Genomic DNA, 20536 nt, shown 5'->3' with positions numbered 1-20536 from the left:
GCGTCGCCGCGCGGGCTTTGCTAGTCGGAACTTCAGGCACCCGTAGCTCAGCTGGATAGAGCGCTGCCCTCCGAAGGCAGAGGCCACTGGTTCGAATCCAGTCGGGTGCACCATAGATAAGCCTCGATAGTTACGCATACGGTACAAACCTTATCCCGGTGTTATCCCGGTGACGGTTCTGCGGAATCACTTTTCGTCTGCTTTTTGTTCCGGTTCAGGGGCTGCAAATGCTCCCGGTGCCAGTTTCTCGATCTCTTCGATAATCGCGTCGATTACCTCGAGCGCACGCGCCAGATACCCGGTGTCGAACGGCGCATATTTGTCGGACGTCGTTGGCCGGTAATGGCCGAGCATGATCTTGCCCTCGATCCAGTCACGCTCGCCCAGCTTCTGCCGTCCGATGTGCGCGACCGAGCGGCGGACCAGCTTCATGCCGCTCTCGCCATCGCCTGGCAGCCCGAGCACGGTCTGCATCGCTTCGAACGCCTTGCGAACCGAATCGACCGAAACATAGAAGCTGTCGGTGCCGTCGAGCAGCACGGCAACGCGTTGACCGATCGGCACGATGGGCCGGTACTTCTTCGTCTGCGTCCGGCCGCGCGGGTTGAGATTGAGCGCGCGGGCGTTCGAATGCCACTGGTCGCGCTCGCGCTTGGTCGAAACGTCGTGCGCAGCATCTGGGCGCGCCCAGGTCGCGACGCTGATCTGAAGGAAGCGAAGCAGCTGCACGCGCTCGGCGCGGCGGCGCTTGACCATCGGCGCAGTCGGCTCGTCGGGCTCGATGCAATAGCGGAACATCGCGGCAAGCGTTTTGATGTCGGCGCGGTACACCGGCGTGCGGCTGACCTCGTCCGGTGATCGCGCGGCGAACGCGGCGCCATAGAGCGTGTCCTTGCGCTGGTGCGCGAAATTGATCGCCGCGGCGAGCTGGCGCACGCTGGCCTCGATCGTGCCGGGCGACCGCGCGCGCTCCGCTCCGCTCGGCGAGATGATCGGCACGCCGGCTGCCCACTCGCGAAATCCCTCAATCCAATCTTCGTCCACATCCTCGCACGCGGTCGCAGCGCGTGCCGTGTTAGCGAGATAGTCGGTGACGTGCGCGAGGCGCGGCTTGATTGAGCCGATGCTTGAGCGGCCGTCGCGCGCGATCAGATAGTCGGCGATCGCGTCCGCGACGGGATACCGCGCGCCGGCGGTAAGCAACTGGCCGCATGCTGCACAGACCGCCTGCCCACGCTCGCGCTTGAGGAAGATCGCGTCTAGCTCGCCCTCGGCCTCCGCGACGCTCTCTGTGCCCGTGCTACGGCTGCGGTTGCGTCGCGAGGCGGCGTCATACCAGACGATCTGGAGGTACGGGCTGCGGAGGCTTCCGTCTCGCTTCCGGTCGTAGGCGAGTCGGTATTTGCCCCGCGAGTAGAGGTCTTCAGCCGGCTGTTGCATAGTTTCCTCTGTTCTTCCGCGGCGTGCTTCTGGAGCAATTCGCCGATGCCGATCGCGTTCAGGAGGTCGAGCCCTGCAGCCTCGATGCGAACACCCTTCCCTTTTTCCGTCGAGCGCGACCAATGCCGCGCCAGGTCGCTTAAGCTACTCACTGGCAATTCCTTTGCGTTGTCGGTTTACCCCCCGTCATTCCCCGCCCTCCTTGCTGCCCGTGGCGAGGGCGGGATCATTCATAGGATCAGGCCCGCCCCTGATGTAATCGCGGATCGCAACGTCGAGCGCGTTGGCGTCAGGTAGTGACGTCCAGAACAGGCGCGCCTCGGTTTCGTCGTCCGCGTCACACCATGGCCAGCCGCCGACGCTCATCCGCATCTTGCCCGCCTCGCGGCTCCCGTCCGATGCCGCCAGATCAAGGCCAAGCTCGACGGTATGCCCGCAGTCAAGCGGCGAGCCGACATAGGGAGCTTCTTCGATCGGCCACATCCACCAGAGCACGGGGCCGATGTCTTCGTGCCACTCGTGGTACGGGCGCGGCTTTTGTTCCTCACCCATCCCCTCACCCTCCCTTGCGCGAGAGGGCGGCGAGGAACTCTTGCAGCAGCCCGGCGCGGATCATGAACGACGAGAACGAGCCCTCGCGTTCGATCTGCTCGTCGACCAGCTTTGCGATGAAGGCTGCATCCTTATGCCCTTCCCGCTCCACCATCCCCCGGTCCACCCCCTCGCGCATGGCGGCGATGGCGGCGCGGGCAAGGTATTTATCGGCTTCCATTCGCCCGACATGCTCGCTCGGTGGTTGGCGTGCAGCGGCAGACTCATTGATCCGCTTGATGCGCTCGTCTTCACGTCCGATAGCTTCCGCCACCCGCTCGACCTCATCCCCGGCGTCGGGGCGGGCGGTGTGGGCGAGGCGGTGGCTGGCAAGCAGCTTCAGAAAGGAATAGCTATCCTCGTCCCCATGACGGACTGAATACACCCAGCCGCCGGGTTCTTCGGGCAATCCCTCCGGATTTAGATGGTCGGCCAATCGATCGCGATCGGCTTGGATTACCTGCGTCACGAGAACAAAACTCCCAATACAATGCCGATGACCAACCACGCCGCACCCGCAAATACTTGAACCGGATCACGCCAGTAATCGCGTTCAATGATCAGGTTCGGCCGCCTCTGCGTCACATCCTCGCGCATCGGCGCGGCTTCGGGAGTGTTAGTCATGCGGGCACCCGGCTCAGGCACTCGACCAGACCGACCGCAAGGCGATTGATCGCGTCGGCGTAGGCGTTGGCGTTGGCGTTGGCGTTGGCGTAGGCGTAGGCGTTGGCGTCGGCGTAGGCGTTGGCGTAGGCGTCGCGGAGAATCGGCCGCCACTCGTCGGCCGGCGCGATATCGCCTTTCAGCGCGCGTCGGTGGAGATCCTGCAGCGCGACGTGTGACGCGGTATCGCGACCGCGTTTCTCGGCGGCATCGATCCCCATCTGGCACGCGACGTTGCCTTGCCAATCATAGACGACCGAGAACGGCACGCCGCCATTGAGTCTCTTCAGTTCGGCGGCGAAATCGAGGCCCCAAGCAAGCGCCTTATCCTCGGCCTGATTGTCGAATAGCCAAGGCACCATCTGCGCAAGCCAGCGCGGCATGACGGTGGCAGGGCACTGCGATGCGGACGAAACCTTGTCGCCGAGAACACCGAGCGCGCAGGCGACGTGACGTCCGTCCTGCTCGCTGTTCCAGACACCCTGCTTGAGCGCCCCGGTTGCTAGCGCAGCTTGGTATCGTTCGAAATATCCGGCGGCAGTTTGCGCAATATCAGTCATAGTCGTATCCATCCTCGGTGGAGCGGGCGCGGAACGGCGCGGCGATGGCGGAGAGAAGGCGCTCGACCAGCCCGCGCTGGAACGGTGCGCGCCGTCCACGGTCGCCAGCGACATGCGTGCGGCCCCAGTCGATGCGCTGACGATCGTCACGCCACTTGTCGTAGATGTTGCGATCCGCCGCGCTGTGGATGGTGCCCGAGCCCGTGCGGCGGACTGTGGGGCGGTCGAAGGGGTGCTGGGGGAAGTGGGGCATTAGCTGTCCCCCTGCTCGTCCGTGAAGCCTTCGCCGTGGTCAGCGTCGGGCTTGCCTTCGGGTTCGAATGGCACGTCGTCGAACATAGGCGTCAGCGCATTCTTACGTGCGGTCAGCACTTCGCCGAGCGACGCACGATACGGAGCCATGATCTTGCGCTTCCACAGCATCTCCAGCTCGGGCAGATCGGCGGCGCTCTCAAGGTCGGCCTTCGCCATTGCGAACGTGAAGAGCGGTTCGGTCTCGGCTTGACGGCGCTGGGCCAAGGGCAGGATCTTGTAGGGCTTGGTTGCGGCCCGGCTAGTCCGCATGTATTCGACGATCTGTTCGTCGAGCCCGCTCATGTGCGAGACACGGATGCCGCCTTCTTCCTTGCCCGCCCACGTCACGCTAGGGTCGCAGAACAGCGTCATCGAACGCCCGATATACTGGCTGGCGTCGGCGCCCCAGACGCGCACCATCAGGCGGCGAACGCCCTTGCATGGGCGGAAAGCCTTATTGTCGCCCTCGATCAACACCGATACCGGCTGATCGTCTCCTGCCTTGATGCGGACTTCCTTGACCGTGATGGTGCGCGGGTTCCCGATCAGGTCGGCGGCGTTGATCTGGTCGCTTTTCGCGACGATCGTGCTGCTCATGTCGTTCACAGGTGCATCTCCATTTCAACGCGGCGCTCGGTGTTGATCACCTTCGCCATGGTGGTGAGTGAGGCGCGGTATTCACGCTCTTTGTCGGCAAGTTTCATCTCGAAGGCAGTTGCTGCGGCGACGATCGCGCCTTGGATCAGTAGGTCAGGCTCGACGCGCTTAACGAACATCGGAAGCCCGCCGCTGTACGAGATAAAGTCGATCCACTTGCGGCCGGTGACGAGCAACCCGGTCTGCAATTGCAGCACGTATTCCTCGGGCACCTCATTCTCGGCGATTGTCTGCACCTGGAACTTGCCGCGGCGCGACTTGCACTCGATCAGCCCGTCCTCGCCGACTAGCGCGTCGGGACTGTATCCGATCGTGAAGCCCCACTGGTCGTTCGTGACGAAGCCGACTTCCTCCACTGGCGCGAAGTGCTTGGCGTATTGCAGCCGCGCCTCGATCTCGTCGTCGTGCCCGCGCAGCATGTCATCGGACATGTAATGCGGCTCGATGAACCCTGTCAGTCGCTGGAACAGAAGTTCCCAGATGTGCGCGCGGGTCTTGTCGTTGTCCGCTGGCTTGAGCGACTTGACCGTCAGGATGTAGCGCATCTCGCTGGCGGTAAGCACGCCGAGACGCTGCGCTAGCCACTCGTCGCTGCCTTGGATAAGGTCGCGGTGATAGACGGCCTTGCTGGCATGCGTCGCGACCGGCCGAAGCCCGCACACGTCGGTCTCGTCGCCATCGGACGTTTCCGGCTCGCGATAGTCCGGATCGAACGGATTGAAGCTGTCCATCGTCAAAACGCCAGCGCGACAGCGGGAACCTCACCGGCGATAATCGCCAGTACGATCTTCTGCGCCGTCTCTTCGTCCGCGCCGCACGTCATGATTGCCTGCTTGGCGGCAGTTTTTACGCGGGCGCGGTGCGCCTTGTTAGCCTCGCGCGCAGCCTGCTCGTCGGCAAGCCTCTTCGCGGCGGCGCGATCAGCAGCTTCGCGGGCCTCGCGCTGGCGCTCCTGCTCGGCGACGCGATCACGTTCTGCCTGGGCGATATGCGCATTACAAGCACAACGGCGACCACAAGGAAGCCTATCGAGCATTAGGGAGCGAGCAGCGCGGTAATGTTGTGCAGGTGAATTTCCGCGGTGATGAGCAGGACCCTGGCTGGCAGGAAATGCCGGGATGGGTTCAGGATGTGGAGAACGCGGATTATGTTCCAGAAGATATCTTAAGCATCGTCGGTGCGGCGGCCCCGGTCGCCGGTGATTTGCTTCCGTTCGAGTGGTTCGACCAGATCGACGCCCAGCTTGAGGCAAACTGGCTGGTCGAAGAACTGATACCCTCTCAGGGCCTTTGCCTTGTTTACGGGCACCCTGGCTGCGGCAAGAGCTTCTTTGCCCTCGATATGGCGCTTCACATAGCACAGGGCGCGGCATGGCGTGATCGTGACGTCGTGCAGGGCTTGGTCGTCTATATTGGTGCCGAGGGACAGCGCGGACTCCGGCAGCGCGTGGCAGCCTTCAAGAAGCACCACGGCGTGCATGAGCTGCCTTTCGGCTTGATCCCGGTCGAGGTGAACCTGTTGGAGGCGGAAGGCGACCTCGCCAAGGTTATCGCGACGATCCAGAGCGTGACTGAGCGCTACAATCTCCCGGTCGGCATGATCGTCATCGACACCCTCTCCCGCACGTTCGGCGGCGGCGACGAGATCGGCTCGGACATGGTGTCCTACATCAACAACGTCGGGCGGCTCCAGCACATGTTTTCGTGCGCTACGATGGTCATCCACCATCGTCCGAAAGACAGCGCCAACGAGACCCCCCGCGGCCACGGATCGCTATGGGGTGCATGCGACACGATCATCCTCGTCGAGGACAAGGGCGGTCCTAAGCAGGCCAAGGTAACTAAACAGAAGGACGCTGAGCCAGCAGCGCCGGTCGTATTCGAACTTAAGGTTGTCGAGCTTGGCGAGGATGAAAAGGGCCGGCCCGTGACCTCGTGTGTGGTCGTCGGCAGTAACAGCCAAATCATCCCGGACAGGAAGGCGGACAAGCTGTCTGACGGGCAGAAAGTGGCGCTCGAGCAGCTTGCTCAAACGCTTGCCGATACGGGCTCGCGTGGCGGGCATAACGTGCCCGTACAGTCCCTCGCATTCGGCTCTGAAACAGTATCCATCCGGCGAGGACCGCGTTGTCTCAGCTATCTCGCAGAAACTGCGAGCGTCGTTCATCGAGCATTTCGGTGAGGCGATCGAGGCCCCGACGAGTGAATGCGGTGACGGACTCGGCTGTTTCATCGAGGCTGTCGACGATGCTGAGGCAGCCGTCCTCGGGTGACATCTGTTCGGCCAGTCCTCGATGAGGTCGAGATCGACGCGGAGTCGGCTTGCGGCGTAGCGACTGGTGAACACCACGGACGGGGTGGCCATCAGGCGGCTTTTGCGACCTGGTTCGAGGGTGACCAGTTCCAGGGAAGGAGTTCGTCGAGCCGGACGGCGGGATGATCGGCGATACGGGCGAGGACGTCAGCAAGCCAGGCCTGCGGATCGACGTTGCTGAGCCGCGCGGTCTGGATGAGGGTGTAGAGGATCGCGGCACGCTGCCCGCCACGATCGGAACCGCAGAACAGCCACGCCTTGCGGCCGAGCGGGATGCAGCGAAGCGCACGCTCGGCAGCATTGTTGGAGAGGCAGACCCGGCCATCGTCGAGGAACCGGGTGAACGCACCCCAGCGCCGCAGCATGTAGTTGATCGCCTTGGCGAGGTCGTGGTTGCGCGACAACGTCGCGTGTTGGGCGGTGAGCCAGGCCTGAAGCTCGTTCATTGCCGGCGCGCTGCGCTGCTGCCGCGCGGCCAGGCGATCGGCGGGAGGCTTGCCGTTGATCTCACGCTCGATGTCGAACAGGGTATCGAGCCGTCGCACCGCCTCCAGCGCAATCGGGTAGATCATGCCGGCGTGTTCGCCGCGGCTCTTCTTGCGAGCGGCACCCGCGACATCGGCGAGCTCGAAGAACTTGCGCCGGGCGTGCGCGAAGCAACCAGCCTCGCGCACTGAACCGGGCAAGCGCCCGTCTCGATACAGCGCACCATAGCCACGCTTACGGACAGGTTGTCCGTTCCAATCCGGACAGGCGGACAGGGCCGGACAGGGGTATATATACCCTGTACGACCTGTCCGGCCCGCCAAACTGCCCTCCCCGCCGATGTGGTTGAGGGGCTCGGGGAATGAGCGGGCGCGCGCACCGGTGGGAAGCGAATAGCTCCCCGTTGAGCACATACCACGGCGGCACCGCTCGCAAGGCGCGGCAGGCCGTTATCGCGGCGCGTGTCGAGCGTCTGCGCAAGGCTGTCGTGCAGCGTGCTGAGCCCGTCGAGAAAAGCATTCGTCTGCGCCCTGCGGCGCGAGAAGATCCGGTTCGTGTTAGCCGCTGGAATTGCCGCTCGTCATGGCAACGCAGGCGCCCAACGCGCGCTTTGAACAGCGATGTCTGGTTCCCGAAAGATAAGCAGGAATCGGATAATAGGCGGCTGATCCTCATACTTGTTCAGGGCAGCTTGTGCGCGCTTTGCGGTAAATATCTTGATGAGCGTGATCGGGAGTCGGATACGCTCCGACCGAGCATCGATCACATGATCCCGCGCGATCTCGGCGGCACAAATCGCTTCAACGTCGTAGCGGCGCACAGCGCTTGTAACGCCCAAAAGCAGAACGATCTGCCTACGGGCTGCGAGCTAATTTGGCTGCTGCTGGTCAATGCGCGGATGCGGGCGCTACCTGAAAATATGCAGGGGGCGTTCTACCGATGACCGCCCGCACCCGCCAGCCCACAGCCGTGCCCTGCGCAAACTGCAAGCAGACCGGGAAGGTCTGGCCGCTCGGAGTAATCGACCGCATCTTCGGCTGGCCTGAAACCTGCCGGGTGTGTCGCGGATACGGTTGGAGGCGGCTGCCATGACCCGCCAGCCCATGCCCTGGTCCTGCATCCCCTGCTCCACGCAGGCGGAAACGCCCGGGCCGTGTTGGGGAGGCTGCAAGGGGCAGCTGACGCCCACGCCCCAGCGCGCCGTGCGCCACGACCACGACCGCGAGGAAGACGCGGCATGACGCAACTGCGGTCCTCCCTTGCCGCGCACGCCGGTTCGATGCGTGATCCCGACCCGGACGCCGCCCGCGCGATGGCGAAGCGCGGCTGGCACGACCGCGGGTTCGTGGCGATCGATCCGGCATGGCTGACGAGCTGGGTCGACCAAGAGCAGCTGATCATACTGGCGGAGCGGGTGCACGGCGAGCGCAAACCGAGCGGGTGATTTTACGGGACCTGAAAACGAATTTCGAGCGGGCGAAGATTTAGGAGTGAAGTTGGCATGACACTTGCGGGGGATAACGGGGATTCGGGGGTTCGGCCTTCGATTGCCGAGTTGCAGGACAGGGAACGGGCACGCGTCGACGCGATCCTGCGCCGCGATCGGGCCGGGTCGAAGACGGAACGGAAGCGGCAAGACGCGACGCGCGAGGTCAAGGCCGGGAAGATGGCGAACCTCGCGGACACGGCGATCATGCCGACGCCGGAATTGCTGCGAACGGGCGAGTTCGAACCCTACACGCCGGACAAGACCGACGGCGCGGTCCGCACGGTGCCGACGCTGCGCCGCGTCCAGCACAGCCGCATCATCGCACTGCACAAGCGCGGCGTCCTGGACGACGACACCTTCCCGGCCTGCCTGTGGTATCGCAAGGCCTGGGAGGGCTGCGGGTTTGACCTGTCGCCGACTGGCGCGGCTTGGGGCGAACAGATCCCTGGCGAGAAGGCGTACGGGCATGGCGGGAAGACGCCGGCGCAGGTCGAGGCGCGGCAGAATTTCCGGTTCGCGGCCAACTTCATCCCGGACGACATGCGCAAGACGTTTGACCTGGGTGCCGGGCGACATCGCCGAGTGCATCAATGATGACTGGTGCAGCGATCTGTCTGGTGAGGATCCGACTGACAGGCACCCCGTCCTCGGCGCGCGCGCGATGGTGATCAAGGTATTCCCCGTCGGGTCGCAGTTCTATCTCGCGCTCGTTGGCTTCCCGAACGCGTGGAATGCCGAGGAATTTCGCAAGGTCGTGCTGACCGAGAACGGGGCGGATCGGGTTGTGGGGGCGGATCGGTCGGTGGGCGTCGACGCGTGAACCAGCCCGTCCAGTCGCATCGTCTACAGCGTCTGTAGTAGACGCTGCGACTAATGCTCACGGCCGATCAACCCATAGCCTGATCTGCCGCGACGCGCAGCACCGATTCGCCCCATGCGTTCAGGCTCTTCCCCGACACCTTCGCGGCTAGCACCGCGCGAGCGTGAACTCCGGGATCGATCCGAAACATTACATTGCCGGAATACGGCTTCTGCGGCGTCTTACCTACCTTGGCGCAGGTCTCCACATAATCGTCGACGGCCTCATGAAACGCGGCGACGAAACTCGCCAGATCCTCGGCATGAAATCCGATCACGTCGTCGATGCCGATCAGGCGACCGACCAGGATGTTATCGTCGAGGTCAAGCTCGACGGTGGTGGCGTAGCCCTTGTAGCTCAAAACGGTCATTTCAATTTCCCACATCAGGATGGGTTGATATTCTGGATCTGCGGGCACCGTCAGGGTGCCGCGCCGAGCCTTGCGAGATACTCTCGAGCATCCTTGACCTGATACCGCTTCGCTTCCTTGGCCGGGTGCGGCCGATGAAAGCTGGCGATCACGCCGTCCCGCTCGAAACGAACGCGCGACCCATTGCCCTCGATGACATTGCAACCGACTGCCACGAGCAGCGATTCGATGTCGGACCATGCAATCGTTCCCGACACCGGGGTGGTGAAGATGGCTGTGAGGGTGCGGGAGTGCTTGCTGTTCATGCAAGCATATTACGCTTGCACTCGTACAATGCAAGCGTTTTATGCTAGCGCAGGTGCAGAATGTCAAAGCGCGCGCTAGAACAAATCCCGCTCTCGTCCATAAAACCCCTTGCAATCCGGACGCGACATCAGGCATAAAGAGCAAGTTCTTAGAGTTGCCCGCGCGCCGCGCGGCTTCGGGGGTTTCTTTTTGCCCGGTCCCCTGTCGCGAGAGACGCCGATGCCGCAGCCTGCGCACCTTGCCCAAGGTCAAGGTATCATCGTGGCTGCACTCGCGACCGACGGTCACGCCTATGTCCTCGCCGACAAGACTTGCCGCCTTTCGCCAGATGGATGGGCTCAGGTCGTCGCCCGCGCTGCGGAATATTACGGCGCCGATCGCGTCGCCGCCGAGCGTAATTACGGCGGCGCGATGGTCGAATCGGTGCTGCGCTCTGCAGCGCCGAACCTGCCTGTCAAACTCGTCAACGCCACCCGCGGCAAGCACCTGCGCGCCGAGCCGATCGCAGCGCTCTACGAACAGGGCAAGGTCCATCACCTCGGCGTGTTCGCTGACATGGAAGAGCAGATGACCATGACCACCACCGCAGGATTCCAGGGCGGCGGCTCTCCCGACCGTCTGGACGCGCTGGTTGGGCGCTGACCGAACTGATGCTGGCGGACGCCGGCCACCAGTTCAGCTGGGCTTGATCCCATGGCCGACGGTATCCTGAAACGCCTCGGCATTGGTCGACGCCGCAAAGCGCCGGAGCGCCATACCGAGATCACCCCGGCGACGTTCGGCTTCGGACGGATGCGGCCTGCCAAGCAGGCAGTCGCCAAGCCGACGATGCGCAACCTGCGCGCCTTTTCGAAGACGCCGTACGCCCGCCGCGCGATCAACCGGATCAAGAACCCGATCTGCATGGGCTTTGTTGCAAAACTGATGGCGGGGATTCACGCAGGGAATCGAGCGGTATAGATAGGCGTAATGCCCAAACCTGCCGCACCTGTGTATCGTACGACGAACTGGCCTGAGTATAATGCGGCGCTGAAGCGGCGTGGGTCGCTGGAAATATGGTTTGATCCGGAGATGCACTGGCTTTCGAAGCCGTGTGGTCGCCCTGGTCGCCCGATGCGGTTTTCAGACAGCGCGATAGAGCTGTGCCTGACGCTGAAGACGCTGTTCAACCTGCCTTTGCGGCAAGTGACGGGGTTGGTTTCGAGCCTGATCAAAATGGCGGGGCTGGATTGGTCGGTGCCGGATTATACGACGCTGTGCCGACGGCAGAAGACGTTGAAGGTCAACCTCGGCGGGCGGATCAGCTCGGGCGGACTGCATCTGCTGGTCGACAGCACCGGGATCAAAATGACGGGAGAAGGCGAGTGGAAGACGCGCAAACACGGACCGTCCTACCGTCGCCAGTGGCGCAAGGTGCATCTCGGGATTGATGCTGGGACGCTGGATATCCGGGCCATTGAGGTCACGACGAATGCCATTGGTGACGCACCGACGCTGCCCGTTCTCCTGGCGCAAATTCCCGGAGACGAGCGGATACTCAGCGTCGGCGGAGATGGCGCTTATGATACCAGGGACTGCCATGCCGCTATTGCCGGGCGCGGTGCCGATGCGGTCATCCCGGTCCGCCGCAACGGGCAACCATGGGCAGAAGGCGGTCCCGGCGTCGATGCACGCAATGGAGCGCTACGCGCGACAAAGCGGCTTGGTCGCGCAATCTGGAAAAAGTGGAGCGGCTATCATCGCCGCAGTCTGGTCGAGACCAAAATGCACTGCTTCAAACTCCTGGGCCAGCGCGTTGTCGCCCGCACCTTCGATCGTCAGATTACCGAGCTCAAAGTCCGTGCTGCAATTCTCAATCGGTTCTCCGAAATAGGAACGCCGGTGACCGTCCGCATCCAATAACATCTTCAAGTAAAACGTCGGTCATGCTCTCGCGTAATTATGCAACAAAGCCGGCTCGTGGTTGAAAACGCGGGACACCGTCATGACTGAGACACCGGCCAGACGGGAGACATCCTCGGTGGTAGGCGACTTCATTGTTCTTCGATCCGTCTGCCGCTTCGAGCGGGTTCGGTACGACGCCTAGCCTGATCTATTCACCGGCAGCGTTTCTCAGCCGATGGGTTAGCGCAGGCGTCGTATAGCCGCAGGCAGGGCGCATGGGTCCGAAGCGCCTGTCTCATCGCGGTTTCACAGGTTGGGGCGGAGTTGATGGGCGGGGTTCGTTAGGCGGCCACTGCCGCATCGATCATGGGCCCGCGGTGCGCAGATTGAGCGCGATGGATCGGAACAGTGCGGCATCGGGGTATGCGCTGGCGAAGGCGATGCGGATGCGGCTGGCGGTTTCGACGACGCGCGCGGCGACCTTGAGCAGCCGCAGGCGGATGGTCGCGAACTCGGCGGTGCGGAGCGTGGCGGTTGCGGGCATAGCGTGCCGCACGGCCCACATCAGCCAGTAGGCGGCGGTGTGAAGGATGAGCCGCATCTGATTGGCGTTGGCCGAGCAGCAGGAGGTTCGGTCGCTCTTCAGCTGCGTTTTATGCAGCTTGATCAGGTTTTCCGCCTGGCCGCGAGCGCAGTAGAGCGTGTCATAGATCCGTTCAGCGCTGCCCTCGGCAAGCGAGGTGACAACGAGGCGGATGTCGAGGCCGAGGCTGCTCGCCTCGATGCGAGCAACGACGCGACGTTCGGTATTCCCCCAGGTTTTCGCAGCGTAGCGCGTCTCTGCGTAACGCCGTAGTTCGACCAGTCCCTGCAATGCCCGGTCGGTCGCGCAGGCATCGCCTTCCCGGACGATGACGGGATCGGCGTGGAGCGTGCGGTTGCCGGGCAGCCCGAAGATGTAGTCGATGCCGTTCGCCTCGCACCAGGCCATCGGCTCTGGCCGACCGTAATGACCATCGCCGCGCAGCGTGATCCGGGTATCGGGCCAGTGGCGACGGATACGTCGCACGAGCCGGCGAACATGGCCGGCGACTTCCTTGCCCGACGGCGTTTTGCCGGTGCGCAGCAGCATCGCAACCGGCCGCCCGGTAGCGGTGTCGTAGACATGGATCGGCAGGAAGCAACGCTCGCCGTAGTGCCCGTTCCAGAAGGAGAGCTGCTGCGCGCCGTGTACGACGTCGACGGTATCGTCGATGTCGAGCGTCACCGCCGCAGGCGGCACGGGGTAGCTCGCGCAATAGAGGTCGACCAGCGTGCCGGTCAGACGGATCAACTCGCGCGTAGTCGGCGCGTTCTCCCACCGGCTCATCGTCGGCTGGCTGGCCAGCCCGAACGGATCACCCGGCAGTTTGCCGAGCGCCAGCTTGAACCCTGGATCATGCCGCAGGGTGTCGAGATCGTCGGCGTCTTCATACCCACACGAGATCGCCAGCATGCGGGCGCGCAAGATGTCGGCGACCCGGTGGATCACCCGACCCTGATCGCGCGGATCAGCGATGCAGGCGGCGAGCCGATCCGCGATCCCCAACCGCCGCTCGGCCTGTGCGAGCAGTAGCACGCCGCCGTCCGACGTCAGCCGACCGCCGTCGAACGCGGCGGTGATTTTTCGACCACGAATGGCTGGGAAGGTAAAGGAGAACCCGCTATCGTCAGCCATGGCGGTCGTGGCACTTTCTGTCTGGAGCAGAGGGATGGCGTAAGCACCCTTTCTCTACTCCAAACCAGAGACTTAGACCACGATCGCCACCACCGATTTGGGCTCCCGATGAATAATCCGGGCTAGACCGTTATTGGGCCACCGTCGAATGGGGATGGCGCAATTGACAGGAAGCGCCGGTGATTTCGGGTATGACAGCTTTCGCGGGTGCTGTCAGTCTAACCCGAACCGCGCTTCTCGACGATGCAGATTGGCCTCCGACGGATGTTGCTACGCAAGGCCCGACCGCCACTCAGCCTGGGCGGCAGAACGGCAGATGATTGTTCGCCACCCGATTGTGTACCCAACGCCCAACTTGGTCGGCACCTGATCCCTAAAGAATGACGGATTGCAGGGACTGGCAACTCGACGTTGATGGCCGAAAATGGGGGCATAGCAGGCATCAAGCTGCCCTTAGGAGTGAGGTTTCCCAATGATCTGAGTGCCCATCGCATTCACGCCGGGTGCACCCTAGACATTCTTGAACAGCATAGCTTTCGATCGGGTTCGTAGTCAGGTGCGACTGGCTAGGGTCCCCTGTTCGGATAGATGTGTCTGGCGCTGCAGTCGTGTAGGGCACTATATCCTTGAGGAACTTAATGGGCCGGACAGTAGCGGCACTGGGGACAAAAGCTCGCTCGAACTCGCATGTTTTTGGTGAAGCACATCTGTGTTTTAGCAGCGCTATTTTTCAGCTCGAACACCAAAAGGAGCCGGCTCAAACACGACGATATGCAAAGATGCCACAATTCACGCTCCAACTAATCTGAGCCTATCTGATTTTGCCTGACCTCCATACCCCCGTCACCGCCTATTTCTATGTAGTTAAAAGTATCAAATATAAGAGTATCATCCTTATGAATACTTAATTCCGATATATTATTCCAATGAGATATGGAATATTTCGATGTATTAGCGTAAAACTCATTCATTTCTATATCGTCGTGCGAAGGAACATACCAATCCAAATGCAATGCTTCGAACGGCTCATAAAGCCGGATACCTTTTTTGAGCCGACGAAAAGGTTCTCCGCTGCGATGCATAGCTAAGGTCGTATCAATGGTGGCCTCCTGATAAGCATATTTTCGGCCATCTATTTCGGAAAATTGCGGTACATGGCGCCAAAACTGTTCGATATGCCTGTTAAGTGCTCGGTTACGTAGCGGATAGTCTATCGAAATGTCGCGAATGCGTAACATTGGACCCACGCATTCGACGTTTTCGAATTTCCGCAAGATTAATTGATACATGTCGAGAGCATCGGGATAGGCGACACTCATATCGATATCGCAGTCGCTAACAATATAATCAGACATCTCACGCGATTGCGAAAAATAGCGGGCCACGCTATCATTGACCATATTGAGCTGTTCTGCAGTATCAATAGGGCTGTATCGGTAGATAATGGTTCCGCTTGATTCTAACTTTTTAAGGACCTCAAGGGTTTCTGGGTCAGAACTCCCATTATCATGCACGATGACCTGAACAGGCATGCGCTGCAGACGGATAGCCGCCACCGCGCGTTCCAACATCCGTCCACGGTTGAAACTGATGAAAAATACAGGAATTGGGGGTGCGGATGCGATACTCATATCGTGTTCCCAGCTTTGCATAGAACCGCCGCTCCTGCGTCTCGCGCCCCTAAGACGCAACAATGCGCCTCCCCCGAATGTTGCGGTAGCACAAATGCAAGACCTATCGGTAAGCGGGTTGGAAACACCCGGCAAATGAAAGCTTGAAATCCGGTGCGCTCGATTCGAATACACCATATAGCAAAGACGTTCTGCGCTTGTTCCGCCATGAGTACGCGACCGACCGCGCTTTTGATCTCTGGAGCGACATTCGACCTTGCCCTCCGAAAATAGCGGTCCCTGGTTCGAATCCTGCCGGGTGCCCCCCATCCCTAATAGCGCGGTATCGGCCCCCGCTGCGGTGTCTGGTCGGGCAGATCGACCATGATGCGATCGACGTAACACCAGCCCCATCCTTCGGGCGGGTCATAGCCCTCGATGATCGGATGATGCGTCGCGTGGAAGTGCGCGGTGGCGTGGCGATACGGCGAATCGTCGCAGCAGCCGACATAACCGCAGCTGCGACACAGCCGGAGATGCAGCCACGCGCTCCCGATCGCGAGGCACTCCTCGCATCCCTTCGCGCTCGGCGTCACGGCGTTGACCGTCGCCATATGGTCGCAGCTCCCGGACATCACGCTTCCTTCGCGTCGGCGCCCGGCGGCGCGAGGCTTTCGAGCACGGTCGGGATCAACTCGGAAACGGTCGGGTGGATCGGCACCGCCCAGCGCAGCATATCGATCGGCTGATCGGCGTTCATCATGTCGAGGATGCCGTGGATCGCCTCGTCGCCGCCCGTGCCGAGGATCGCGGCACCGAGGATACGCTTGGTCTCGGCATCGGCGACGATCTTGATCATCCCCTTGGTCTCGCCCTTCTCGACCGCGCGGCCGACGCGCGTCATCGGGCGGATCGCGACCAGGATCGGGCGGCCCGACGCCGCGGCCTGCGTCTGTGTCATGCCGACGCGGCCGAGCGGCGGGTCGATGTAGAGCGCGTAGCCCGGGACGCGCGCGCTGACCTTGCGGTCCTCGCCATCGAGCAGATTGGCCGCGACGATCTCGAAATCGTTATAGGCGGTATGCGTGAAGGCGCCGCGCCCATTGCAATCGCCGAGCGCCCAAATGCCGGGGACAGTGGTCTGCAACCCCTCATCGACGGTGATGTAGCCATGCGCGTCGGTCTTTACGCCCGCCGCATCGAGACCGAGATCGTCGGTATTGGGGCGCCGACCCACTGCGAGGAGAACATGGCTGCCGATCACAACCGGCTCACCGTCATGGCAATCGACCGACACCGCCACCCCTGCTGCGTGCGGTGCGAAGCCGATGCAGGTCGCGCCCGCGCGGACCGCGATGCCTTCGTCCTCGAGGATCTGGCGGACCGCGTCGGAGATCTCCGGGTCCTCGCGCGCGATCACGCGGTCGCCGCGCTCGACCACCGTCACCGCCGCGCCGAAGCGGCGGTACATCTGCGCGAATTCCAGCCCGATATAGCTGCCACCCACGACGACCAGATGCTCGGGAACCTGCGCCAAGGCGACCATGTCGGTATTGTCGAGATGCGGCACATCCCCCACGCCCGGCATGTCGGGCAGTGCGGCGCGACCGCCGACGTTGAGGAAGATGCGCGGCGCGGACAGTTCCGCGCCATCGACGTTCACGGTGGTGGGCCCGGTGAGGCGCGCATGGCCGCGCAGGAAGGTCAGCCGCTCCATCTTCGCCAGCCAGCGCTCGTTCCCCTCGCGCGCATCGAGCGTCACCTTGTGCGCGCGTGCCGCGACCGCGGGCATGTCGATCGTCACCGCCCCCACCTGCACGCCGAAATCGGCGGCACGCCGAGCGAGATGCGCGGCATAGGCGCTCGCCACCAGCGTCTTGGTCGGCATGCAGCCGGTATTGACGCACGTCCCGCCGACCAGCTTGCGCTCGATCACCGCGACCGTCATGCCAGCCGCGGTGAGCCGCCCGGCGAGCGGCGGCCCCGCCTGCCCTGCGCCGATGATGATCGCGTCAAACTGGCGGGTCACAGCGCGACCACCACGACTGCCGCCGCCGCCAGCGCGACCGCGTCTTCGATCAGCGCGGCGGGCAGGTCGCGCCCGAACGCCACCGCCAGGCGCGTCCGCAGCGCTGCGCCACCAAGCGTGCCGGCCACCGCACCAACCAGCCCGAGCCCCAGCCCGACCAGCGGCATCCCGGCGCCGACCCCGATCGCCGCGCCCGATATGCCGCCGCTCACCAACCGCGCGCCGAATGGCCCGGCCAATTTCCGGCTCGGCGTGGTCGGCAAGACATCGCCGACGAACTCGCCAAGCGCGAGCAGCGAGAAGATCCAGGGGGTGAAGCGCCACCCGAAAAAGGCGAGCCAGCTGCCGTCAAGTGCAAGTCCGCGCGTTGCGGCCCAGGCGATCGCGGCGGGCGCGAGCATCGTTCTCGACCCCGCAATGAGACCGATCAGGAAGGCGAGCACGATCATGGGGCAGGTCCTTCGAGCGGAGACGCCCCATCCCTCCCATGCGCACCGCGTGCGGTCAAACGAGTCCTAGCTTTCCTCGATGCGGCGCTCGCCCTCGGGAAGCAGCGACAGTTCGCGCCAATCGACCTCTTCCTGCAGGCGGTAATAGCTTTCATCGCCAAGCGCACCATCGACCCGCAATGTCTCAAGCCGCGCACGCTCGGCGGCGATGCCCTTGAGCCCGACCGTGCGATAGCGTTTCTCGCCCGCGGTGCCGAGCATCGAATAGGCATAGCGGAACTGATCGGCCTCACGCCCCTCGACATCGCCGAGCGCAGCGGCACCCGCTTTCGCCAGGTCACGCCGCGCGTCGGCGAGTTCCGCGTCGGGATCATCGACCGAATCAAGCCCCAGCCAGCGGATCAACGGCGCGAGCGTCATCCCCTGGACGATCAACGTGGCGAGCACGACCGCGAACGCGGTCAGCACGACGACGTCGCGCTGCGGGAAATTCGTCGGCAGCGCGAAGGCGGTCGCCAGCGTGATCAGCCCGCGCATCCCGCACCACGACACGAAGACGCCCTGCGCCAGCGTCGGCGGCGAAAGGTCGCCGCGCACCGCGGCGAAGCGCGCCGCGAGCAGGTTCCACCCCATCACCACGACGATCCGCGCGCCGATCACCGCGAGGATCACGACGCCGGCGACCTCGAGCGAATCCCACAGATGCACCGCATTCATCCGCGCGACGATCAACCGCGCCTGCATGCCCATCAGCAGAAAGGCGAGCACGTTGAACAGGAACACCACTGTTGCCCAGACCGCGAAGCTGTGGACGCGCATCCGCGGCGAGCCGTCGCCGCCGGCGCGCGCGATCGTCATCGCGCAGCCGACCACGGCGAGCACGGGCGAGAGTTCGAGATGCTCGGCGACGATCCACACCGCAAACGCGTTGATGAACTGCAGGATGTTGCCGCCGAGCGTCCCCGCGACGAACTTGCCGAGCCACTGGAAGGCGAACGCGCTGGCGATGCCGAGCACGATCCCGCCCGGCGCGGCAAACGCCAGCCGCAGCGCGACGCCGGTGCCGAACCCGCCATTCGCCTGCACCGCGAGCGCGGCGCCGAACAACAATAGCGCGGTCGCGTCGTTGAACAGACTTTCACCCTTGAGCACCGCAATCGTCCGCTTGGGCAGCGAGACCGTGCCGAGCACCGCGGTCGCCGCCGCGGCATCGGGCGGCGCGACGATCGCGCCGAGCGCCACCGCCGCGGCGAGCGGCAAGCCGACAAACGCCACGCCGATCCAGGCGACCGTCGCGGTCGTGACAAGGATCGCCCCCACCGCGAGGATCGAGAGCGGGCGCCATAGGCGCCGCGCGGCATGGAGCGGAAAATCGAACGCCGCGTCGAGCAGCACTGGCGCGATGAACAGCGCGAGCACGGTGCTGGGATCGATCGCGATCGTCGGCGCGCCGGGGATGAAGGCGACGATCACCCCGCCCATCGCGAGCATCGCGGGATAGGGCAGGTTGAGGCGGCGCGACGCCTGGAGCGACACGATCGCCGCAAACAGGAGCGCCAACAGGCTTTCGAAGAAGGTCATCGGGTGAGGGTATCAAGCGATGAGGGAGGTGTCAGCCACAGCACGGCCACCCGCCGGCCGAGGTCGGCAGCCGGCTTAATGCAACAGGCCCGCGGCACGCAGCGCACGCGCGATGATCGCCTGTACGCCATTCGCCGGATCTTCCACGCCATTGCTGGCCGGGCGCGCGGTTGCGCGGTCCGCGCGCGGCTCGGGTTTCGCGCCGCCGCTCGCGCGGCTCAATCCCCACGACTCGGCGATCGCGCGACTGCTCGAAAGCCCGACATCGAGCATATACGGGCCGGCCTCGCCGAGCCCTTCGGGACCGGCGGGATCGATGGGCACGCCGTGGCCCATTCCCGCCACCATCCATTGCTCGACCGCGGCACGCCCTGTTGTATCGCGCCACACGCGCTGCTCCCAGTTCGGGCCGCCTCGCGTCTCGCTCGGCGCCGCGGACAGGCCATGCACGGCGCGCCACTGTCCTGCGAGCTGATCGGCGTTGAGCGGCACGACGGTCCGATCGGCATCACCCTGCCAGATCGACACGGCAGGAAGCCGGCGCGGGACCCGCCCGGCGGCATCGCGCACCGCGTCGGCGGCTTCGGCGGCACTCGCGGCGCCGTGCCCGCGCATCCGGTCGAGCGCCTGCAACATGCCCGTCGCGCCGCCATAGGGCAGCCCCCCGATGATCGCCCCCGCCGCGAACAGATCGGGATAGGTGGCGAGCATCACCGCCGCCATCGCGCCGCCCGCCGAGAGACCAGTGACGAAGACGCGATTGCGGTCGAGCTGATGCGTCGCGATCATCGTCTCGACCATCTGCGCGATCGACTGCGCCTCGCCTCCCGAACGCGCAATGTCGCTGCGCTCGAACCAGTTGAAGCAGAGGTTCATGTTGTTGGCGCGGCGCTGCTCCGGATAGAGCAAGGCAAAGCCCTCGCGGTCGGCGAGCGCCGACCAGCCGCTGCCCTGATCGTACCCCGCGGCGGTTTGCGTGCAGCCGTGCAGCACGACCACCAGGGCCGCGCCGGGCCGGAGATCGGGCGGCAGGTAGCAATATGACCCGAGCGCGCCAGGATCGCTGCCGAAATCGGCGAGCGGTGTCAGCCGGCTGGGCATGTCGGGGGTGTTGGCCGGATAGGAATATGCCGCCATGCGGGCGAGCGTGTCTGAGATGCGCCGCATTCCGGGCCTCGTCGATAGCGCCCGCAAACTGCCGGCTGGTTCCTAGAGATAGGGATTATGCTGCAGTGCAC

Annotated in this window: 27 protein-coding genes, 1 tRNA gene and 1 pseudogene; 9 read left to right on the top strand and 20 right to left on the bottom strand. The window is 63.7% G+C overall.

What is annotated here, in order from left to right:
* The first annotated feature begins 36 nt into the window (after positions 1-36).
* Positions 37-113, top strand: a tRNA-Arg gene (locus ACVWYO_RS12940).
* 73 nt (positions 114-186) lie between these two features.
* Here ACVWYO_RS12940 and ACVWYO_RS12935 read toward each other — a convergent pair.
* The 9 genes from ACVWYO_RS12935 to ACVWYO_RS12895 form a co-directional block, all read right to left on the bottom strand.
* A complete protein-coding gene (locus ACVWYO_RS12935) occupies positions 187-1440 on the bottom strand; it encodes a hypothetical protein (protein ID WP_457351370.1) in 1254 nt (417 codons plus the stop codon).
* A 186-nt stretch (positions 1441-1626) separates the two neighbouring features.
* A complete protein-coding gene (locus ACVWYO_RS12930) occupies positions 1627-1992 on the bottom strand; it encodes a hypothetical protein (RefSeq protein ID WP_457351368.1) in 366 nt (121 codons plus the stop codon).
* A gap of 4 nt (positions 1993-1996) precedes the next feature.
* On the bottom strand, positions 1997-2500 hold the full coding sequence (locus ACVWYO_RS12925; RefSeq protein WP_457351366.1) for a hypothetical protein: 504 nt from the start codon (positions 2498-2500) through the stop codon (positions 1997-1999).
* The gene (locus ACVWYO_RS12920; protein WP_457351364.1) at positions 2497-2655 is read right to left on the bottom strand and encodes a hypothetical protein; all 159 of its coding nucleotides are present in this window, start codon (positions 2653-2655) and stop codon (positions 2497-2499) included. Before ACVWYO_RS12920 ends, ACVWYO_RS12925 begins: the two co-directional genes overlap by 4 nt.
* Positions 2652-3254, bottom strand: a complete 603-nt coding sequence (locus ACVWYO_RS12915; protein WP_457351362.1) for a hypothetical protein — start codon at positions 3252-3254, stop codon at positions 2652-2654. The genes ACVWYO_RS12920 and ACVWYO_RS12915 overlap by 4 nt, the downstream gene beginning before the upstream one ends.
* The gene (locus tag ACVWYO_RS12910; protein WP_457351360.1) at positions 3247-3507 is read right to left on the bottom strand and encodes a hypothetical protein; all 261 of its coding nucleotides are present in this window, start codon (positions 3505-3507) and stop codon (positions 3247-3249) included. The genes ACVWYO_RS12915 and ACVWYO_RS12910 overlap by 8 nt, the downstream gene beginning before the upstream one ends.
* On the bottom strand, positions 3507-4154 hold the full coding sequence (locus ACVWYO_RS12905) for a hypothetical protein (RefSeq protein WP_457351358.1): 648 nt from the start codon (positions 4152-4154) through the stop codon (positions 3507-3509). Before ACVWYO_RS12905 ends, ACVWYO_RS12910 begins: the two co-directional genes overlap by 1 nt.
* Complete coding sequence (locus ACVWYO_RS12900; protein ID WP_457351356.1) at positions 4151-4936, bottom strand: lambda exonuclease family protein; 786 nt, start codon at positions 4934-4936, stop codon at positions 4151-4153. Before ACVWYO_RS12900 ends, ACVWYO_RS12905 begins: the two co-directional genes overlap by 4 nt.
* 2 nt (positions 4937-4938) lie before the next feature.
* Entirely contained in the window at positions 4939-5241 is a 303-nt protein-coding gene (locus ACVWYO_RS12895) for a hypothetical protein (RefSeq protein ID WP_457351354.1), read from the bottom strand.
* A 26-nt stretch (positions 5242-5267) separates the two neighbouring features.
* Between ACVWYO_RS12895 and ACVWYO_RS12890 the strand changes: the two genes are divergently transcribed.
* The gene (locus ACVWYO_RS12890) at positions 5268-6386 is read left to right on the top strand and encodes an AAA family ATPase (RefSeq protein WP_457351352.1); all 1119 of its coding nucleotides are present in this window, start codon (positions 5268-5270) and stop codon (positions 6384-6386) included.
* Between the two features lie 182 nt (positions 6387-6568).
* On the opposite strand, the pseudogene tnpC reads toward ACVWYO_RS12890, so the two are convergent.
* A pseudogene (tnpC, locus tag ACVWYO_RS12885) lies at positions 6569-7234 on the bottom strand (IS66 family transposase); the annotation flags it as partial.
* Positions 7235-7407: 173 nt separating this feature from the next.
* On the opposite strand from tnpC, the gene ACVWYO_RS12880 reads away from it, so the two are divergent.
* The 4 genes from ACVWYO_RS12880 (at position 7408) to ACVWYO_RS12865 (ending at position 9313) form a co-directional block, all read left to right on the top strand.
* A complete protein-coding gene (locus ACVWYO_RS12880; RefSeq protein ID WP_457351350.1) occupies positions 7408-7947 on the top strand; it encodes an HNH endonuclease in 540 nt (179 codons plus the stop codon).
* 294 nt (positions 7948-8241) lie between these two features.
* Entirely contained in the window at positions 8242-8448 is a 207-nt protein-coding gene (locus ACVWYO_RS12875) for a hypothetical protein (protein WP_457351348.1), read from the top strand.
* Positions 8449-8505: 57 nt separating this feature from the next.
* A complete protein-coding gene (locus ACVWYO_RS12870) occupies positions 8506-9087 on the top strand; it encodes a hypothetical protein (protein WP_457351347.1) in 582 nt (193 codons plus the stop codon).
* Positions 9056-9313 carry a hypothetical protein gene (locus tag ACVWYO_RS12865; protein WP_457351345.1) on the top strand — a complete coding sequence of 86 codons (258 nt, stop codon included), beginning with the start codon at positions 9056-9058 and terminating at the stop codon, positions 9311-9313. Before ACVWYO_RS12870 ends, ACVWYO_RS12865 begins: the two co-directional genes overlap by 32 nt.
* A gap of 67 nt (positions 9314-9380) precedes the next feature.
* Here the strand turns inward: ACVWYO_RS12865 and ACVWYO_RS12860 are convergent, their stop codons facing one another.
* Together ACVWYO_RS12860 and ACVWYO_RS12855 are read right to left on the bottom strand one after the other, a co-directional pair.
* A complete protein-coding gene (locus ACVWYO_RS12860; protein WP_457351343.1) occupies positions 9381-9722 on the bottom strand; it encodes a type II toxin-antitoxin system HicB family antitoxin in 342 nt (113 codons plus the stop codon).
* A 50-nt stretch (positions 9723-9772) separates the two neighbouring features.
* A complete protein-coding gene (locus tag ACVWYO_RS12855; protein WP_457351341.1) occupies positions 9773-10027 on the bottom strand; it encodes a type II toxin-antitoxin system HicA family toxin in 255 nt (84 codons plus the stop codon).
* A gap of 262 nt (positions 10028-10289) precedes the next feature.
* Between ACVWYO_RS12855 and ACVWYO_RS12850 the strand changes: the two genes are divergently transcribed.
* Genes ACVWYO_RS12850 through ACVWYO_RS12840 form a run of 3 tightly spaced genes read left to right on the top strand, consistent with a single transcriptional unit; the run spans position 10290 to position 11930 of the window.
* Complete coding sequence (locus ACVWYO_RS12850; protein ID WP_457351339.1) at positions 10290-10670, top strand: phage terminase large subunit family protein; 381 nt, start codon at positions 10290-10292, stop codon at positions 10668-10670.
* A gap of 51 nt (positions 10671-10721) precedes the next feature.
* Positions 10722-10988, top strand: coding sequence for a hypothetical protein (locus tag ACVWYO_RS12845; RefSeq protein ID WP_457351337.1), 267 nt, complete (start codon positions 10722-10724; stop codon positions 10986-10988).
* 9 nt (positions 10989-10997) lie between these two features.
* Complete coding sequence (locus ACVWYO_RS12840) at positions 10998-11930, top strand: IS5 family transposase (protein ID WP_457348219.1); 933 nt, start codon at positions 10998-11000, stop codon at positions 11928-11930.
* 21 nt (positions 11931-11951) lie between these two features.
* Here ACVWYO_RS12840 and ACVWYO_RS12835 read toward each other — a convergent pair whose 3' ends face one another.
* The 8 genes from ACVWYO_RS12835 to ACVWYO_RS12800 all read right to left on the bottom strand — a co-directional run bounded on the left by ACVWYO_RS12835 (position 11952) and on the right by ACVWYO_RS12800 (position 20465).
* A complete protein-coding gene (locus tag ACVWYO_RS12835; protein WP_457351335.1) occupies positions 11952-12065 on the bottom strand; it encodes a LacI family DNA-binding transcriptional regulator in 114 nt (37 codons plus the stop codon).
* 211 nt (positions 12066-12276) lie between these two features.
* On the bottom strand, positions 12277-13629 hold the full coding sequence (locus ACVWYO_RS12830; RefSeq protein ID WP_457348490.1) for an IS1380 family transposase: 1353 nt from the start codon (positions 13627-13629) through the stop codon (positions 12277-12279).
* Between the two features lie 800 nt (positions 13630-14429).
* A complete protein-coding gene (locus ACVWYO_RS12825; protein WP_457351333.1) occupies positions 14430-15281 on the bottom strand; it encodes a glycosyltransferase family A protein in 852 nt (283 codons plus the stop codon).
* Between the two features lie 290 nt (positions 15282-15571).
* Positions 15572-15874, bottom strand: a complete 303-nt coding sequence (locus ACVWYO_RS12820; protein WP_457351331.1) for a UBP-type zinc finger domain-containing protein — start codon at positions 15872-15874, stop codon at positions 15572-15574.
* Positions 15874-17268 (bottom strand): FAD-containing oxidoreductase, encoded by a 1395-nt coding sequence (locus ACVWYO_RS12815; RefSeq protein ID WP_457351329.1) that lies wholly within the window; start codon positions 17266-17268, stop codon positions 15874-15876. Before ACVWYO_RS12815 ends, ACVWYO_RS12820 begins: the two co-directional genes overlap by 1 nt.
* Entirely contained in the window at positions 17265-17717 is a 453-nt protein-coding gene (locus ACVWYO_RS12810; protein WP_457351327.1) for a DUF4126 domain-containing protein, read from the bottom strand. The genes ACVWYO_RS12815 and ACVWYO_RS12810 overlap by 4 nt, the downstream gene beginning before the upstream one ends.
* 66 nt (positions 17718-17783) lie before the next feature.
* Entirely contained in the window at positions 17784-19298 is a 1515-nt protein-coding gene (locus ACVWYO_RS12805; RefSeq protein ID WP_457351325.1) for a cation:proton antiporter, read from the bottom strand.
* A gap of 75 nt (positions 19299-19373) precedes the next feature.
* Positions 19374-20465 (bottom strand): extracellular catalytic domain type 1 short-chain-length polyhydroxyalkanoate depolymerase, encoded by a 1092-nt coding sequence (locus ACVWYO_RS12800; RefSeq protein ID WP_457351323.1) that lies wholly within the window; start codon positions 20463-20465, stop codon positions 19374-19376.
* Between the last annotated feature and the right edge of the window lie 71 nt (positions 20466-20536).

This window comes from Sphingomonas sp. UYP23 (genome assembly GCF_054059235.1).
The sequence above is the reverse complement of the archived record's forward strand: the minus strand, read 5'-3'. Positions and strand labels throughout refer to the sequence as shown.

What these genes read in the sequence shown, in the direction of transcription:
- ACVWYO_RS12935 (WP_457351370.1), bottom strand. Translation starts at nt 1,440, where the DNA reads ATGCAACAGCCGGCTGAAGACCTCTACTCGCGGGGCAAATACCGACTC.
- ACVWYO_RS12930 (WP_457351368.1), bottom strand. Translation starts at nt 1,992, where the DNA reads ATGGGTGAGGAACAAAAGCCGCGCCCGTACCACGAGTGGCACGAAGAC.
- ACVWYO_RS12920 (WP_457351364.1), bottom strand. Translation starts at nt 2,655, where the DNA reads ATGACTAACACTCCCGAAGCCGCGCCGATGCGCGAGGATGTGACGCAG.
- ACVWYO_RS12915 (WP_457351362.1), bottom strand. Translation starts at nt 3,254, where the DNA reads ATGACTGATATTGCGCAAACTGCCGCCGGATATTTCGAACGATACCAA.
- ACVWYO_RS12910 (WP_457351360.1), bottom strand. Translation starts at nt 3,507, where the DNA reads ATGCCCCACTTCCCCCAGCACCCCTTCGACCGCCCCACAGTCCGCCGC.
- ACVWYO_RS12900 (WP_457351356.1), bottom strand. Translation starts at nt 4,936, where the DNA reads ATGGACAGCTTCAATCCGTTCGATCCGGACTATCGCGAGCCGGAAACG.
- ACVWYO_RS12895 (WP_457351354.1), bottom strand. Translation starts at nt 5,241, where the DNA reads ATGCTCGATAGGCTTCCTTGTGGTCGCCGTTGTGCTTGTAATGCGCAT.
- ACVWYO_RS12875 (WP_457351348.1), top strand. Translation starts at nt 8,242, where the DNA reads ATGACGCAACTGCGGTCCTCCCTTGCCGCGCACGCCGGTTCGATGCGT.
- ACVWYO_RS12870 (WP_457351347.1), top strand. Translation starts at nt 8,506, where the DNA reads ATGACACTTGCGGGGGATAACGGGGATTCGGGGGTTCGGCCTTCGATT.
- ACVWYO_RS12860 (WP_457351343.1), bottom strand. Translation starts at nt 9,722, where the DNA reads ATGACCGTTTTGAGCTACAAGGGCTACGCCACCACCGTCGAGCTTGAC.
- ACVWYO_RS12855 (WP_457351341.1), bottom strand. Translation starts at nt 10,027, where the DNA reads ATGAACAGCAAGCACTCCCGCACCCTCACAGCCATCTTCACCACCCCG.
- ACVWYO_RS12845 (WP_457351337.1), top strand. Translation starts at nt 10,722, where the DNA reads ATGGCCGACGGTATCCTGAAACGCCTCGGCATTGGTCGACGCCGCAAA.
- ACVWYO_RS12840 (WP_457348219.1), top strand. Translation starts at nt 10,998, where the DNA reads ATGCCCAAACCTGCCGCACCTGTGTATCGTACGACGAACTGGCCTGAG.
- ACVWYO_RS12835 (WP_457351335.1), bottom strand. Translation starts at nt 12,065, where the DNA reads ATGAAGTCGCCTACCACCGAGGATGTCTCCCGTCTGGCCGGTGTCTCA.
- ACVWYO_RS12830 (WP_457348490.1), bottom strand. Translation starts at nt 13,629, where the DNA reads ATGGCTGACGATAGCGGGTTCTCCTTTACCTTCCCAGCCATTCGTGGT.
- ACVWYO_RS12825 (WP_457351333.1), bottom strand. Translation starts at nt 15,281, where the DNA reads ATGCAAAGCTGGGAACACGATATGAGTATCGCATCCGCACCCCCAATT.
- ACVWYO_RS12820 (WP_457351331.1), bottom strand. Translation starts at nt 15,874, where the DNA reads ATGTCCGGGAGCTGCGACCATATGGCGACGGTCAACGCCGTGACGCCG.
- ACVWYO_RS12810 (WP_457351327.1), bottom strand. Translation starts at nt 17,717, where the DNA reads ATGATCGTGCTCGCCTTCCTGATCGGTCTCATTGCGGGGTCGAGAACG.
- ACVWYO_RS12805 (WP_457351325.1), bottom strand. Translation starts at nt 19,298, where the DNA reads ATGACCTTCTTCGAAAGCCTGTTGGCGCTCCTGTTTGCGGCGATCGTG.
- ACVWYO_RS12800 (WP_457351323.1), bottom strand. Translation starts at nt 20,465, where the DNA reads ATGCGGCGCATCTCAGACACGCTCGCCCGCATGGCGGCATATTCCTAT.